The organism is Mucilaginibacter gossypii, assembly GCF_017569325.2.
In the GTDB taxonomy this organism is placed as follows: Bacteria; Bacteroidota; Bacteroidia; order Sphingobacteriales; family Sphingobacteriaceae; genus Mucilaginibacter; species Mucilaginibacter gossypii.
Genome location: NZ_CP071878.2, coordinates 5271326 through 5285919, shown reverse-complemented (window position 1 = coordinate 5285919; position 14594 = coordinate 5271326). Strand labels below are relative to the sequence as shown.

The following is a 14594-nucleotide window of genomic DNA, read 5'->3' as shown; positions in this document are numbered from 1 at the left end:
CAATGCCATAAAAGCCCTGGCATAAAGCCCGCCTGCAACCCGATGCTTATTTTTGTGTTCACAATAGATATGAGCACAAACAAAATTAAACTGAGCGTGCTCGACCAGTCGCCAATAAGAAAAGGCGCTACTGCCGAGCAGGCCATACAGGAAACTATACAACTGGCAAAATATACCGATACCCTTGGCTACACCCGCTTCTGGATTTCGGAACATCATAATATGGGTATTATAGCAGGCTCAACGCCCGAAGTATTATTAGCCCATTTGGCCGGCGAAACTAAAAACATGCGCATGGGGTCGGGCGGTATCATGATGCCAAACCACAGCACCCTTAAAGTTGCTGAAAATTTTAGGATGCTGGAGGCGCTGTTCCCCGGCCGGATTGACCTTGGAATGGGCCGCGCGCCGGGTACTGACAGGATCACCGCAGCCGCGCTTAACCCTTCAAACCAGTTCAGGGAGCAGGACTTTGTTGAGCAACTGGCCGATCTGCAGAATTACTTTCATGATACTTACGAACCGGGAACCATACAGGCGCGTATCAGGGCTATCCCGCAGATTAAAACCGTGCCTAACATGTGGTTGCTAAGCTCAAGCGGACAAAGCGGCTTGTTTGCAGCGCATTTCGGTATGGGTTTTTCCTTTGCACATTTTATTAACCCCAATGGCGGACCTGAAAGTGTTAAAATGTACAAGGAGCGATTTCAGCCATCTGATGATCTGCAACAGCCAGAGGCCAATGTAGCGGTGTTTATCTTCTGTTCGGAAGATGAAGAAAAAGTAAAGCAACACCAGGCCGTTATGGACCATCGCTTTCTGCAGTTTGAAAAAGGCGGGCCAATAGTGCCGCTAAGCTATGACGATGTGAAAGATGTGGAGTATACACCTGCCGAACAGGAACGCATTCGTTATAATCGTTACCGTGTAATTGCCGGTTCGCCTGCCGAGCTGAAGCTGAAGTTAATGTGGCTTGCCAATGACTATGAAGTGGATGAGATCATGGCTGTTACCATTACCGAAAACTTTGAAGACAGGCTTGAATCGTACCGATTGTTGGCCAAACAGTTTGAACTATTGTAATTCCGGTAAATAACTTTTTTAATTAAATGCCGTTTCTATACCAGTAACGGCATTTTTTATTAACGCCGGTATCATTATTCACATATTAAAAAACTTTATAAGGCTTTAAATCGTATCTTTGGAAAGATTATAAATAAGTCTATTTTCTACAATTCAATGGTTATTATCATATTCTTTATAGCGCACTGGTTTCTGTCGCTATTTTTTCAAACGTTTTTCCTGCACAGGTACGCATCTCACAAAATGTTCACAACCAATAAGTTTTACGAAGGAATGTTTTACCTGCTTACTTATGTTTGCCAGGGATCATCGTTTTTAAACCCGAGGGCTTATGCCATTATGCACCGTGAACACCACGCATATAGTGATACCGAAAAGGATCCGCATTCGCCTCATTTTTTTAAGGATGTTTTCCAGATGATGGTATATACAGCTAAGAGCTACAGGCTGCATGTAAAGAAGCTTAAAGAACCTGAAGAACGTTTTAAAGGTAACATTCCTGAATGGCGTTTTGTTGATTTCATAGGATCATCGGTTGTATCCCGTATTTCATTCGGCATTTTATATATTTTATTTTATGTAGAATTTGCTACCGCATGGTGGATGTATCTACTGATCCCGATTCACTTTTTAATGGGCCCAATTCATGGTGCTATTGTAAACTGGTGCGGCCATAAATATGGCTATCAAAATTTTGATAATGGAGATAAGTCAAAAAATACTACCCCGTTTGATTTTTTAATGCTGGGCGAACTATTTCAAAACAATCACCATAAGCATCCGAATAAAGCTAATTTCGGCGCTAAGTGGTTTGAAATAGACCCTGTTTACCCCGTAATGAAACTCATGCACTGGATGCGGATCATTAAACTGCGCAAAGCGTATTTATAAGCTTTTAAGGTTAAAGGCGAAAGGTCAAAGGCAAAAGGTTTTCTTTTCTGCTTTTGACCTTTTCTTTTAGGTGAAAGGTCAAAGGCGAAAGGAAAAAGGTTTTTATTTCGGTTTGTTAACCTACAGCTTTTATAATCACCTCAATAGTCTTTCACCATTTAGCTTCTGCGCTCTTCCCAACCTTTCGCCTTTATCCTTTCGCCTTTCACCTCAATCGGCTATCTTTGCCGCTCATAAATACATAAATCCATGAGTGTTTCTTTATTAGCTCAAAATTTGCATGGCTCGGAGATCATTAAGATTGCGGGCGAGATCAACGAATTAAAACGACAAGGCCAGAATATCGCCAACCTTACCATTGGCGATTTCGATTCCAATATTTATCCTATTCCAACTCCTCTAAAGGAAAAGATTATAGACGCCTATAATCATAATCAAACCAACTACCCGGCTGCTGATGGTATGCTTGATCTGCGCCAGAGTGTAAGTGGCTTTTTGAAAAGAAGTTTAGGTCTTGACTATGCACCCAACCAAATCCTGATTTCGGGTGGTTCGCGCCCGCTGATCTATTCTATATTTTTGGCGGTAGTTAACCCCGGCGAAAAAGTGGTTTTCCCTGCACCGTCATGGAACAATAACCATTACAGCGATCTGCTGAATGCCGATGCAGTGATTATCCCTACTGCTCCTGAAAATAATTTTATGCCTACGGCAGATGATATTCGCCCGCATTTAAAAGGAGCGGCTTTGCTGGCGTTGTGTTCGCCTTTAAATCCTACCGGTACTATGTTCAGCAAAAAGGACCTGGAAGAGATCTGCGACCTTGTAATTGCCGAAAACAAGAGCCGTGCAGTGGGTGAGAAACCACTGTATTTACTATACGATCAAATCTACTCGCAGTTAACTTTTGGCGAGCATAAGCATTACGATCCGGTAACCCTTCGTCCTGAATTAAAAGATTATACCATTTTCGTTGATGGCGGTTCAAAATGTTTTGCAGCAACTGGTGTACGTGTAGGCTGGGGTTTCGGGCCGGAGCTGGTTATCGAAAATATGAAAGCCATTGTAGGCCACATGGGTGCCTGGTCGCCAAAGCCTGAACAGATGGCTATGGCCAAATTTTTAACTGATGAGGCTGATGTAAACAGTTATCTTGATGATTTAAAGGGAAAGATTCAGGCAAGCCTTACTGCCCTGCACGAAGGTTTCCAGGAGATGAAAGCCAGCGGCTTAAATGTGGACTCGATTGAACCTATGGGCGCTATCTATCTTACACTTAAAATAGATTACAGCGGCAAAACTACTCCCGATGGCAAAGTGCTAAGAGATTCGGCAGATATTAACTTTTATTTGATTAAAGAAGCAGGAGCAGCATTTGTTCCATTCTCCGCCTTTGGTACAGGTGATGAAGTGAACTGGTTCAGGGCATCGGTCGGTGCAACCCCGCTTCATGAAATTGAGGCCTTGATACCAAGGGTGAAAGCGGCGCTGAGCAAGTTAAAATAGTTCAAGTACTACTTCTACTTCTTGCGCTCGTTATAAACGAGCACAAGAGTATGTTGAAAAAAGAAAAAGCGATGAGCATTAATTACTAATCGCTTTTTCTTTTAAAGCCCTCACCCTTTAGGGGAGGGCTTGGGAAAAGCATTTACCCCAATATTTCCTTAATATCCTCTGCCGTAAGTGATTTAATAAAGCTTTCTTCGGTAGTGATCAACGCCCTTGACAGGCTGAGTTTGCGCTGCTGCAGGGCCAGGATCTTTTCTTCAACCGAATCTTTGGTGATGAATTTATAAATGAAAACGTTTTTGGTTTGCCCGATACGATGTGTGCGGTCAATGGCCTGCTGCTCAACAGCCGGGTTCCACCATGGATCGAGAATAAACACATAATCGGCTTCGGTAAGATTAAGGCCTACGCCCCCCGCTTTTATCGAGATTAGGAACACACGCGTTTTTTCATCCTCCTGGAATTGTTTAACCACATCGCCGCGGTTTTGCGTAGCGCCGTCCAGATAGACGTAAGGAATACCAACGCGCTCAAAATGCTCGCGGTAAATGCTAAGCTGTTTTACAAACTGCGAAAATATGAGCACCTTGTGACCACCATCAAGCACGTTGCCTAAGGTATGCACCACATCTTCAAATTTACCGCTGTCGCCTTCATAATCCTTATCGATCATGATAGGATGGTTAGCAATTTGCCTTAACTTGATCAAGCCCTGCAATACCTGAATCTGTGTTTTAGCGAACGTGCCATCCTCCAGGCTTTTCAGCAACTCATTCCGGTATTCGGATTTTACCTCTTCATAAACCGAAGATTGTTCTTCGGTCATCTGGCAGTAAAAAAGATTTTCAGTTTTGGGTGGCAATTCTGTTGCTACCTGTTCTTTGGTGCGGCGTAACACAAAAGGCTTGATCAGGGCCTGAAGTTTGCGGGCCTTATCTTCATCCTTTTTCTTTTCTATCGGCGCCACAAACTCGTTTTGGAAAAACTGCTGTGCACCCAATAAACCAGGGTTAATGAACGACATTTGCGTCCACAAATCGTTGACCGAATTTTCGACCGGGGTGCCGCTCAAGATCAATTTAAAGCGCGACTTGAGCTGTTTAACCGCCTGGTAAGATTTTGATGATGGGTTTTTGATGTTCTGACTTTCGTCCAGGATCACGTAATCAAAAAAGAAGCCTTTAAACATTTCAATATCAATGCGGCTGATACCATAGGTAGTGATCACCACATCGTAATTGGCAAAAACTTCGGCACTTCGGTAACGCATGGTGCCCGTATGTACCATAAGCTTTAACTGCGGTGCAAATTTGCGGGCTTCATTAAGCCAGTTATATATCAGCGAGGTTGGCATGATTACCAGCGAAGTGGCTTTGCCTCCGGCTTCTTCCGTATCTTCCTTGTGCTTTTGCAGCAGCGATAAAGTTTGGATGGTTTTACCCAAACCCATATCATCGGCAAGGCAGCCGCCAAAATGGTACTGCTTTAAAAAATGGAACCAATTGTAACCGGCTTTTTGATATGGCCGTAAATTGCCTTCAAAATTAACGGGCATCGGCGCGTCCTCAAGCTCATCAAAATTGGTGAGCTTTTGCAGTTTGCGGGTCATGGTAACGCTGGCCATTTCGCCTTCGGCTAAATCGGTAACGAGGCCAATATGGTGACGGCGTAGTTTTAAATCATTGCTGCCTTCGGTAAAGTGCAGCAGGTTGCCATATTGCGAAAACCATTGTTCAGGAATTACCGCAATTTCGCCCGATGGCAGGGTAAACTCCTTTTTATGATTGAGGATATGATTTTTAAGCTGGATAAAAGGAATACGGTAGGGGCCGAAGCTCACCATGGCGTTGATATCAAACCAGTCGTTATTTTCGGTTACTACCAGTTCAATTTTACTGCTGCCAAATACGTAGCGTTTTTGCCCTTCAGGCTGTTCCAGTTCAAAGCCCTGTTCAATAAGCTGATCATGATGCTGATTGAGCCATTCAAAAACAGAGAACGAGCGGTCGTCATCTTCATCGTGTCCGGCAACTTCAAGGTTTTGGAACAATGATGAAGCTATTTTAAGCCCCATTTGCTCCAATTGGTGCATTTTGCCTTTTTCCCAGGTAGTTGAACGTTTAATACGGTGAAACAGGTAATCATCGCCGGTTTTTTCCATCCGCACAGAAATGTGCCTGCCATCGCCATAAGGAAATACATAGCCCGCATACTTAAAAGAAAGTTGCAGCTGCGAAGTACCGCCTTCAATATAAATAGGTTTAAGCACAGGGCAGGCATCATACTTTTCGGTATTGATGGTAAACCCTTCGGCGTAAACATTATGCTTTTCGATAAGCGGGGCTACAAATTTTTCAAAGTATGATTGCTCCGACGATTTTGGGATGGCAATAAAACGTTTGTTCAGAAAGGGCTGTAGTTTTTTACCTTCAATCTCCTTATCAAAATAATACAGGGTATCGTCGAGCAGCATCCAGGCCGGGTGATTGCAAATGATCTCGGCATTTTTAAACATGAACTCAATGCGCATGCCCTGATATTTGATGGTAGGAAAATACCTGATCTCTTCTTCACTGCGCCTGAAATGAAATAACACCGATGCCGCCTCGGTAGCCAGCTGAAGTTTGCGTTCGCCCGGATAGCCTTCCTTACTCATCTGGTATACCTGCTTACCGCAAAGTAACGATAACGCTTCAGCTATCCGCTTCTCCAGTTTTGGGCGGATCATGTCAAACATCTGCTCGTTGAAGATCTTGGAGAAAAACTCGAACGGACGGATTGGCTTTTTATAATACCTTTTGATCACATTTCCCTGCTCCATCTCTTCCAGTAGTTTGATCAGCCTGATATCGGTATCGTCCAGAAACTCGCAAAATTCTTTGGCGGTATTGGAAAATAAACGCTGGTGTGTTAGTGAAAATTCACCGTTCGGATTAAGCTGAACAATGTGTGGTTCAATAACATACGACAGGTAGTCATGCTTGGCAATGGCATAAATAATTTGGCATGGTTTGGAACTGTCGACGCGTAACATGTGCTTCAGGGTAAAAAATTATTTGAAGCTACATCAAGAAAAAATTCAAACGTAAATAGAATTTACTGTAATTGAAAGAGTTTTATATTAAAAAAATGTTAATAAGCTGAAATTGACACGGTTTTGATAACGTAAAGTGTTTTTTGCCGGATAGTCGCGTTTAATAAAGGAAAAGATAAAGATAGCCTTAATGGCGAGGTACGAAGCAATCCCCACTTAGAAGAGCAGTTCTGTGTGGCTGCTTGTACAGTTTGGGATTATTAATAATTATATAGGTATTAATGAGTTCCCTCCGGTCGCTTTGTCTTCGTTATTGTAAGTTGTTGATTTTTAAATGTGTTTTTTGATCAATATCATAAATATGGGCGTTGCCTGCGGCCGCGCTATCCGCTCATACTGCACAGGCATTAGCCACAAGGCCGGTATCCGCTACTATCACTAACGCGGCCCACGCACTATCGCTAAAATATTTTTATACGTCATCATGATTTTTTAATGTTCCATCAGGGTCTCTCATAGAGGACCCTGATGTCTTCGCCTGGCAATACGCATTTATTCTTTTACTTTGGTTTGCTTAATAGATTAATAAACAACCTGTAAGCTCCCGGTACGCCGGCAGGCAGCTCCCTGAAAAATGCAAGTGAAGTATATATAAACCTGCCTTTGCCATAATCACCAACAATTAATGATCCGTTAAGGGGTTCTTCTCCTTTATCATGCATTTGCAAAATGGGTTTGTACTGCGGGTCGATATTGCTTACAAAATACAATCCGCGTTCCTGGATCCAACCATTAAAATCATCATTGGTTATTTTATTAGGATAGTTTAATACCGGATTTTGCGGATCTAAAATCGTCACTTCGGCGTTTTCGTCAGTAACCCTGCGGTTCACTACGGTAAACGGATATGGGCCTATTTGCTTTACAACAATACCATTGTTGTTATTGTATTGCACTACTAGGTTGCCGCCGTTCTTTACATATGCCATTAACTTCGATTGCTGATAAGCAAGTCGCTCGTTCACATTGTAGGCCCGTACGCCGGTAACGATGGCATCATAGCCCGAAAGATCGCCGTTTGTTACTTCATTTTCGGTGAGGATATGTACTTCGTAACCTACCTGGCGCAGGGCTTCAGGCATCTGGTCGCCGGCACCGGCAATGTAGCCTATTTTTCTGCCGTTATGTTTAAGATCGAGGTAAACAAGCTTTGTTTGTGCCGGCGGAAATAGGGTAATAGCTGGTACGTGATCATACCTGATACGGCGAAGGCTAAGTGAAAACGGTTTGCCATTGGCGTTAACAACTGCTTCCAGATCGGTTGTGTTGGTTTTGGTATCGGTTGGACTAACCGTAAATGCCACCGACCATTCATCGTTTTTGTCCTTATCGGTAAAGTCAATTTTTTCGGGACTTATTTTCCATCCGGCAGCGGGTTTCAGGCTGATGGTACCACTTGCTTTGGTAAAACTTTTCAACTTTACCAGTACTGTTTGTGCTTGTTGCGTGCTGAAAATATAATCCTTGTCTTCAATATTAGCGGTTACCGGCGGCGTTATTTCAATAGGCTGATAAACCTCGCCCCTAACCGGGTCAACGTATTTATATACAATTCGGCGGTCGATATTTATGGGCTTACCCTCAATAATAAACTGGAAAGTAACTTTTGGCAGGTCAGGATTTTCAGGGTTACCGGCAAGCGTGTTATCCGGCAAAGTGTAAACACCTATTGGATGCGGTAAGGCCAGCCAGTAAGGCTGCGTTAGCATGGAAGCTGCGGCAGTGGTTTCAAAAGTTTGGAGTTGGTTAAATGGGATCTCCTTGCTTTGCAAAGCCAAAGAGTTATCATTGGCATCAATGCTGTTTATTTTAACACGATAATTAAAACGGTTGATCACCTGCGCGCGCACGCCTATTTTATCGCCGAGTGAGTAAGTTGACTCAGTAGCATAAGCCTCAAACCACAGGCCGGCACATGCCGCTATGAGATTGTTTAGCTCTTTAGTTTTTTGTTCACGCCAGTAGGTATCCGGTACTTTCTCAACTTTCATCAGTAATTGCACCAATGCGGGCAAAGACTTTTCAGGAGCTTCGCTGATAAAGTTCCGGCTGATCACGCCTATCATGGCTGCAATAGCGTCTCCGTCTTTAACTCGTTTCCAGGTGGTATTAACACCATCCATCAAATCGTTTTGAGGGGCATCGCCTAAAATAGTTTTAAAAAACTCGTATGATTCACCGCGTTGCTTGGCCGAGCCAAAGCCCTGGGTTTTATGATTACTGCGACTTTCGGCAGCTATTTCGCCATAGCTTTTACCTAAGATTGGGTTATAAACACCTACATCAATTTTAAATTGATCGGGAGCGGTAGTATTAACACTGCCAAAGCTGAAGGTGTTCCACATAAGGCGTTTGGCCTGCCATGGCTTTACATATTTTAATTGCTCGGGATAACGGCTCGGATCGGCAGCAGCTGTAAAAGCTTCCTGCGCTAATATGGCCGATGAGGTATGATGACCATGACCACCTTCGCCGGTTGTAGGGAAGCGGCAGATGATCACATCGGGCCTGAACTTGCGGATCACCCACACTACATCGCCCAATACTTTTTCTTTGTCCCAGATTTTTAGTGTTTCTTCCGGTCCTTTCGAAAAGCCGAAATCATTAGCACGGGTAAAAAATTGTTCGGCTCCATCAACGCGACGGGCGGCCAGCAATTCCTGCGTACGGATTAAACCAAGCAGTTCACTTTGCTCATTACCTATCAGGTTTTGCCCGCCATCGCCGCGGGTGAGCGATAGGTAACCGGTACGATAATGTTTTTCCTGCGCAAGGTAGGCCAGCAGGCGGGTATTTTCATCATCGGGATGGGCCGCCACATATAATACGCTGCCAAGCACATCAAGTTTTTTAAGGTTTTGCTGAATAGTGCCGAGATCGGTAGGCGGGTTGGTTTGGGCTTTTGAAAATGCAGTTGTTAGCAGAAATACTACAATGAGGTGGATACGCTTCATAGCAACAAATATATTGAAAGATAGATATTCTGTATTTCCTGTATCAACAATATAACAAAACCATTACTGTGGCCGTCAATCTGTTAAGATTTTTGATGTTTCATATTAAATGTTTCAACAAATACTTTTATTTTTTACAATTTTCTTAAGGTTGTCAAACAAATCTGTCATTCGATGGTAATCTTAATCAACCGATTAACTTTTTCTGCTTCAATCCGATACGCTTAATCAATCGTTTGATTAATTTTGTGCCGTTAAAACAATGGAAAAAGATAAAATAGATAAAAAGGAACATATCCTCGACGTGGCCGAAAAGGTGTTCGCGGACCTGGGTTATGACGGAGCCTCCACCCGTACCATATCGGGCGAAGCCGGTGTAAACATGGCTATGCTCAATTACTATTTTGGATCAAAAGAAGGACTTTTCCTGGCAGTTTTTGAACGCAAGATCAATTCGTTCCGTACGCTGCTGCAAAATATTAGCAGCGACGGCAGCATGAACGCCTGGGATAAATTGGATAAATGTATTGACAATTACGTTGAACGCATCATCGCCAACAACTGTTTTCAAAAACTCATTAACAGGGAAGTGTCCATGAACAAACGTGGCGATCTTACCGATAAGATCATCGAGATACTGATGGTAAATGTATATGAGGTAAAAAGAATTATGGAAGAAGGTGTAAACAACGGCCTGTTTCATGCAGATGCCGATATACCGTTGGTAATAGCAACCCTTTTTGGTACAAAAAATTATATAGTTAACATGCCTCAGATATCATCATTAGTATTGGGACATGATATTCGTGATGAAAAGTTTATGGAAAATGAACTGAAACCACGTGTTAAAACATACATGAAAAGACTTTTAAAAGCTTATTTAGTAAAAGAACATGACAACTCAAAATAACAAAACCAATCACCTTAAGCTATTAAAGCAGGTGTTACGGCCCGTTTTACGCGGCAGTATCGCCCTGATAGTTTTAAGCCTGCCTTTTGCTGCCAGCGCACAAGACAGGACAATTACACTTGATGAGGCTATTAAACATGGCCTCGAAAACAGTAAAACACTAAAGCTATCAAACTCAAAGGTTGAACAGGCTGTTTCTGAATACAACCAGGCCAAAGATGAAGCCCTGCCAACAGGTAAAGTGAGCTACGGCTATAACCATGCTGAAATTCCGGCCAACAGGCTTGCATTAGGCGAGTCAAGCTTTAATTTGCCTAACCGCGCTGATGCTTACCTTGGCATTCTAACTTTAAACCAAACCATATTTGCCGGTGGTAAATTGAAATATGCCCGCCAGTCAACCGACTTGCTTACACAGGTTGCCCGTTTGGATGTAGAGAATGATAAAGACCAGATTGTTTACGATATAATCAGCTCATACTACAACTTGTACAAAGTATTGCAAAGCAAAAAAGTAGTAACACAAAACTTAACTACTGTTGATGCCCAGATTAAACAGGCACAACGCTTTTTTGAACAAGGCTTAGTTACTAAAAACGATGTACTGCGTTTTCAATTGCAACGCTCAAACATTGAAGTTAATGGCGTTGACCTGGAAACTAACCGCCGTATCATTAACTATAACCTTAACGTGTTGTTAGGTTTACCTGAAGGTACACAGTTAAACATAGATCAGATTAAGGAGGCCGACAGGCAGGTAGCTCCGTTGACAGCTTACCTTGATACAGCAATGGCTGTACGCCCGGAGTTTAAGCAATTCGCGTTGCGTAGTCGTGTTGCCGAAACCAATATCAAGAGTATTAAAGCTAATGAGCTGCCAACTTTAGGCGCTTCGGTTGCAGGGTACTATGTAGATGTTAACTCCAATCCTATACCTAAAAGCGGCAATTTTATTACTCCACTATCGGCCGGCTTAACGCTGTCATGGAACTTCGGCTCATTGTGGACTAACAAGAACAAGGTAAAGGAAGCCCAGATCCAGAGCCAGCAGGTTGACATCAATAAAAGTATCACCACAGATCGTGTGAAAGACGAGGTTAACCAAAGCTACCAGAACTACACCCAGGCGCTTGAAAAGGTTAAACTTTTACAAACCGCTATCGATCAGGCTGGTGAAAACAACAAAATCCTCGAATCGAAATACAAAAGCAATATAGCATCCGCAACAGACAGGGCAGATGCAGAAACCTTGCTTTACCAGGCACAGATCAACTTAGAATTGGCTAAAGCCGATGCTGGTCTTGCTTACTATACGCTACAAAAATCAACAGGAAAAATCAACAAATAATAATACCAAACCTTTAAATAAAATGGCAAAGGAACAAGAAACACCGGAACAACCGAAAAAGAAAAATAAAGTTATCCCCATCATATTAGGTATTGTACTTATTGGCGGCGTAATTTTCGGTATAAAAGAATACATCTACTTTAGCAAACACATTGATACTGATGATGCCCAGATCGACGGCGATATCAGCCCTGTAGTTGCCCGCGTTGGCGGTTACGTTGATTCAATTTATTTTGAAGAAAACACCCATGTTAATGTTGGTCAGCCGCTGGTTAAAATTGATGACCGCGACTATAAAGTAAAATTAGAGCAGGCTCAGGCGGCACAAGTTGGCGCAAGCGCAGGCATTAATGTAAATCAATCGCAAATTTTTGCTAACGAAGCAAACTCTGCAAGTGCAAAAGCCCAGGTTTCATCAAACCTGGCCCATTTAGAAAAAGTACAGAAAGATTACGACCGTTACGCCAACCTGGTAAAAGACGGATCAGTAACCCAGCAGCAATTTGACCAGGCTAAGGCCGACTTGGATGTTGCAAAAGCTAATTACAGGGCATCGCAGGATCAGTACAAAGCTGCTGTTCAGCAAATTGGTACAACCCGCAGCCAGTTGGCTGTTACCCACACGGGTGTATCACAAAGGCAGGTTGATATTGATTATGCAAAGCTGCAATTGAGTTACACGCTGGTGAAATCTCCGGCAAGCGGCTTAGCCTCTAAAAAGAATGTACAGTTAGGTCAGCTGGTACAGGCTGGTCAAACTTTGTTTTCAATAGTGAATGATAACAGCCTTTACATTACCGCTAATTACAAAGAGACACAGCTTACCAATATCAAAAATGGTTTAAAAGTTGAAATTGAAGTTGACGCTTATCCAGACATGAAGCTGGAAGGCCAGGTTTACAATTTTTCGCCTGCTACAGGTGCCAAATTCTCACTGTTGCCTCCGGATAATGCTACCGGTAACTTCGTAAAAGTTGTACAGCGTGTGCCTGTAAAAATTAAAATCAACGGCACTAAAGAAGAGCTTGCAAAATTACGCCCTGGTATGAGCGTAAACGTATCTGTAATTAAAGAATAACATTATGGCTGAAACTGGCTTTAAAAAGTGGATCATCACCATTACGGTGATCACAGCCTCATTACTGGAGCTGATAGATACCACTATCGTTAACGTAGCGTTGCCTCACATACAAGGTAACCTTGGCGCAACCCTTGAGGATGTGGCCTGGGTAGTTACCGGGTATGCGGTAGCAAACGTGATCATATTGCCCATGTCGGGTTGGCTGGGCGGCCGTTTTGGGCGTAAAAATTATTTCATGGCATCTATCATCGTGTTTACCATCGTATCCTTTTTATGTGGTAACGCGCACAGCATGGATGAGCTGGTATTGTTCAGGATTATTCAGGGTATAGCCGGCGGTGGTCTGATTTCGACAGCCCAGGCCATATTACTTGAAACCTGGCCCCGTGAGCAGATAGGTACTGCAACCGCGCTATTTGGTTTGGGAGCGGTAGTAGGTCCAACTGTAGGCCCAACCATTGGCGGCTGGATAGTTGAAAACTACTCATGGCCCTGGATCTTTTACGTAAATATCCCGGTGGGGGCGCTGGCGGCGTTTTGTACGTACACCTTCGTGCGGGAAACACCCAAGGATGCCAAAGGCAAACCTGTTGACTGGTGGGGTATTATCTTGCTGGCTATTGCAGTAGGCAGCTTACAAACCGTACTTGAAAAAGGTGAAAGTGAAGACTGGTTTGCTAAGCCATACATCCTGGTTTTAACTATATCGGCTGTATTAGGTACCATATTATTCATCTGGCGCGAAATGAGTACCGAGCACCCGATTGTAAACTTCAGCATTCTGCGGCACCGAAGTTTTGCCGTGGGGATGTTCACATCCTTTATACTCGGGTTTGGTTTGTATGGATCGGTATTCGTGTTCCCGGTGTTTTGTCAAAACCTGCTTGGTTTTAATGCCCAGCAAACAGGCGAGCTGTTGTTCCCCGGTGGTTTGTGTACCATTGTAATGATGCCGTTTATAGGCAAAATGCTGAATAAGGGCATACCAGCCCAGTTTATGGCTACTGCGGGCATGTTCCTTTTTTATGTATTTACACATATGTTAAGCAATTCGACACTGGCTACCGGCGAAAAGGATGTGTTAATACCGTTATTAATCCGTGGTGTGGGTATGGCTTTATTGTTCGTGCCGCTTACTACGTTGGCCATGGCAGATTTGAAGGGCCCTGAGTTAGGCCAGGGATCGGGCTTGAACAATATGATGCGCCAGTTGGGTGGATCTTTCGGGATAGCTACATTAACCACCCTCATCCATATACGCCAGGGTGTGCACCGCAATAATCTGCTTGTAAATATCAATCCGTATAACAATCCGTTTAATGACCGTTTGCACATGCTTACCCAGGGATTTATGGCCAAAGGCAAATCAATGATTGATGCTACCCATATGGCATACCAGGCTATTGAAGGTATGGTTACCAGGCAAACATTGTTGTTAACGTATGATGATGCTTATTGGATATCGGGATTGGTGATGTTATTTTCGATACCGTTGCTTTATCTGCAGCCGTTCAAAAAGCTGAAAGCTGTTGCCGATTCGCACTAAAACAATAAAAGCCGTTCCACTATTACCGGAACGGCTTTCCCCAAAAAAAATTAACAATTAAAATTTAAGTAACTCCTCCCGCATAAACAACATATTTGAATATTGCGACCGGGGCTTGTTTAATCTTAAGGTATAAATTTACTGGATTTTAATTAATAAACGCAAATTTTATTGGGCA

General features: G+C 43.1%; 9 protein-coding genes. 7 read left to right on the top strand and 2 right to left on the bottom strand.

Features of this window, described 5'->3' with window-relative positions; genetic code table 11:
- The first annotated feature begins 69 nt into the window (after positions 1 to 69).
- The 3 genes from J3L18_RS22230 (at position 70) to J3L18_RS22220 (ending at position 3480) form a co-directional block, all read left to right on the top strand.
- Positions 70 to 1083, top strand: coding sequence for an LLM class flavin-dependent oxidoreductase (locus J3L18_RS22230; protein WP_091172979.1), 1014 nt, complete (start codon positions 70 to 72; stop codon positions 1081 to 1083).
- A gap of 156 nt (positions 1084 to 1239) precedes the next feature.
- Entirely contained in the window at positions 1240 to 1974 is a 735-nt protein-coding gene (locus tag J3L18_RS22225) for an acyl-CoA desaturase (RefSeq protein WP_091172976.1), read from the top strand.
- 249 nt (positions 1975 to 2223) lie between these two features.
- Positions 2224 to 3480, top strand: a complete 1257-nt coding sequence (locus tag J3L18_RS22220; RefSeq protein ID WP_129567816.1) for a pyridoxal phosphate-dependent aminotransferase — start codon at positions 2224 to 2226, stop codon at positions 3478 to 3480.
- A 142-nt stretch (positions 3481 to 3622) separates the two neighbouring features.
- Here J3L18_RS22220 and J3L18_RS22215 read toward each other — a convergent pair whose 3' ends face one another.
- Positions 3623 to 6517, bottom strand: coding sequence for a DEAD/DEAH box helicase (locus J3L18_RS22215; protein WP_129567815.1), 2895 nt, complete (start codon positions 6515 to 6517; stop codon positions 3623 to 3625).
- Positions 6518 to 7077: 560 nt separating this feature from the next.
- Positions 7078 to 9531, bottom strand: a complete 2454-nt coding sequence (locus tag J3L18_RS22210; RefSeq protein ID WP_129567814.1) for a PIG-L family deacetylase — start codon at positions 9529 to 9531, stop codon at positions 7078 to 7080.
- Between the two features lie 262 nt (positions 9532 to 9793).
- Between J3L18_RS22210 and J3L18_RS22205 the strand changes: the two genes are divergently transcribed.
- Genes J3L18_RS22205 through J3L18_RS22190 form a run of 4 tightly spaced genes read left to right on the top strand, consistent with a single transcriptional unit; the run spans position 9794 to position 14416 of the window.
- Positions 9794 to 10441, top strand: coding sequence for a TetR/AcrR family transcriptional regulator (locus J3L18_RS22205; RefSeq protein ID WP_091172957.1), 648 nt, complete (start codon positions 9794 to 9796; stop codon positions 10439 to 10441).
- A complete protein-coding gene (locus J3L18_RS22200; protein WP_129567813.1) occupies positions 10425 to 11789 on the top strand; it encodes a TolC family protein in 1365 nt (454 codons plus the stop codon). The genes J3L18_RS22205 and J3L18_RS22200 overlap by 17 nt, the downstream gene beginning before the upstream one ends.
- Before the next feature lie 22 nt (positions 11790 to 11811).
- On the top strand, positions 11812 to 12867 hold the full coding sequence (locus tag J3L18_RS22195) for an HlyD family secretion protein (protein ID WP_091173137.1): 1056 nt from the start codon (positions 11812 to 11814) through the stop codon (positions 12865 to 12867).
- Between the two features lie 4 nt (positions 12868 to 12871).
- Positions 12872 to 14416, top strand: a complete 1545-nt coding sequence (locus J3L18_RS22190; protein ID WP_090535020.1) for a DHA2 family efflux MFS transporter permease subunit — start codon at positions 12872 to 12874, stop codon at positions 14414 to 14416.
- Positions 14417 to 14594: the final 178 nt, after the last annotated feature.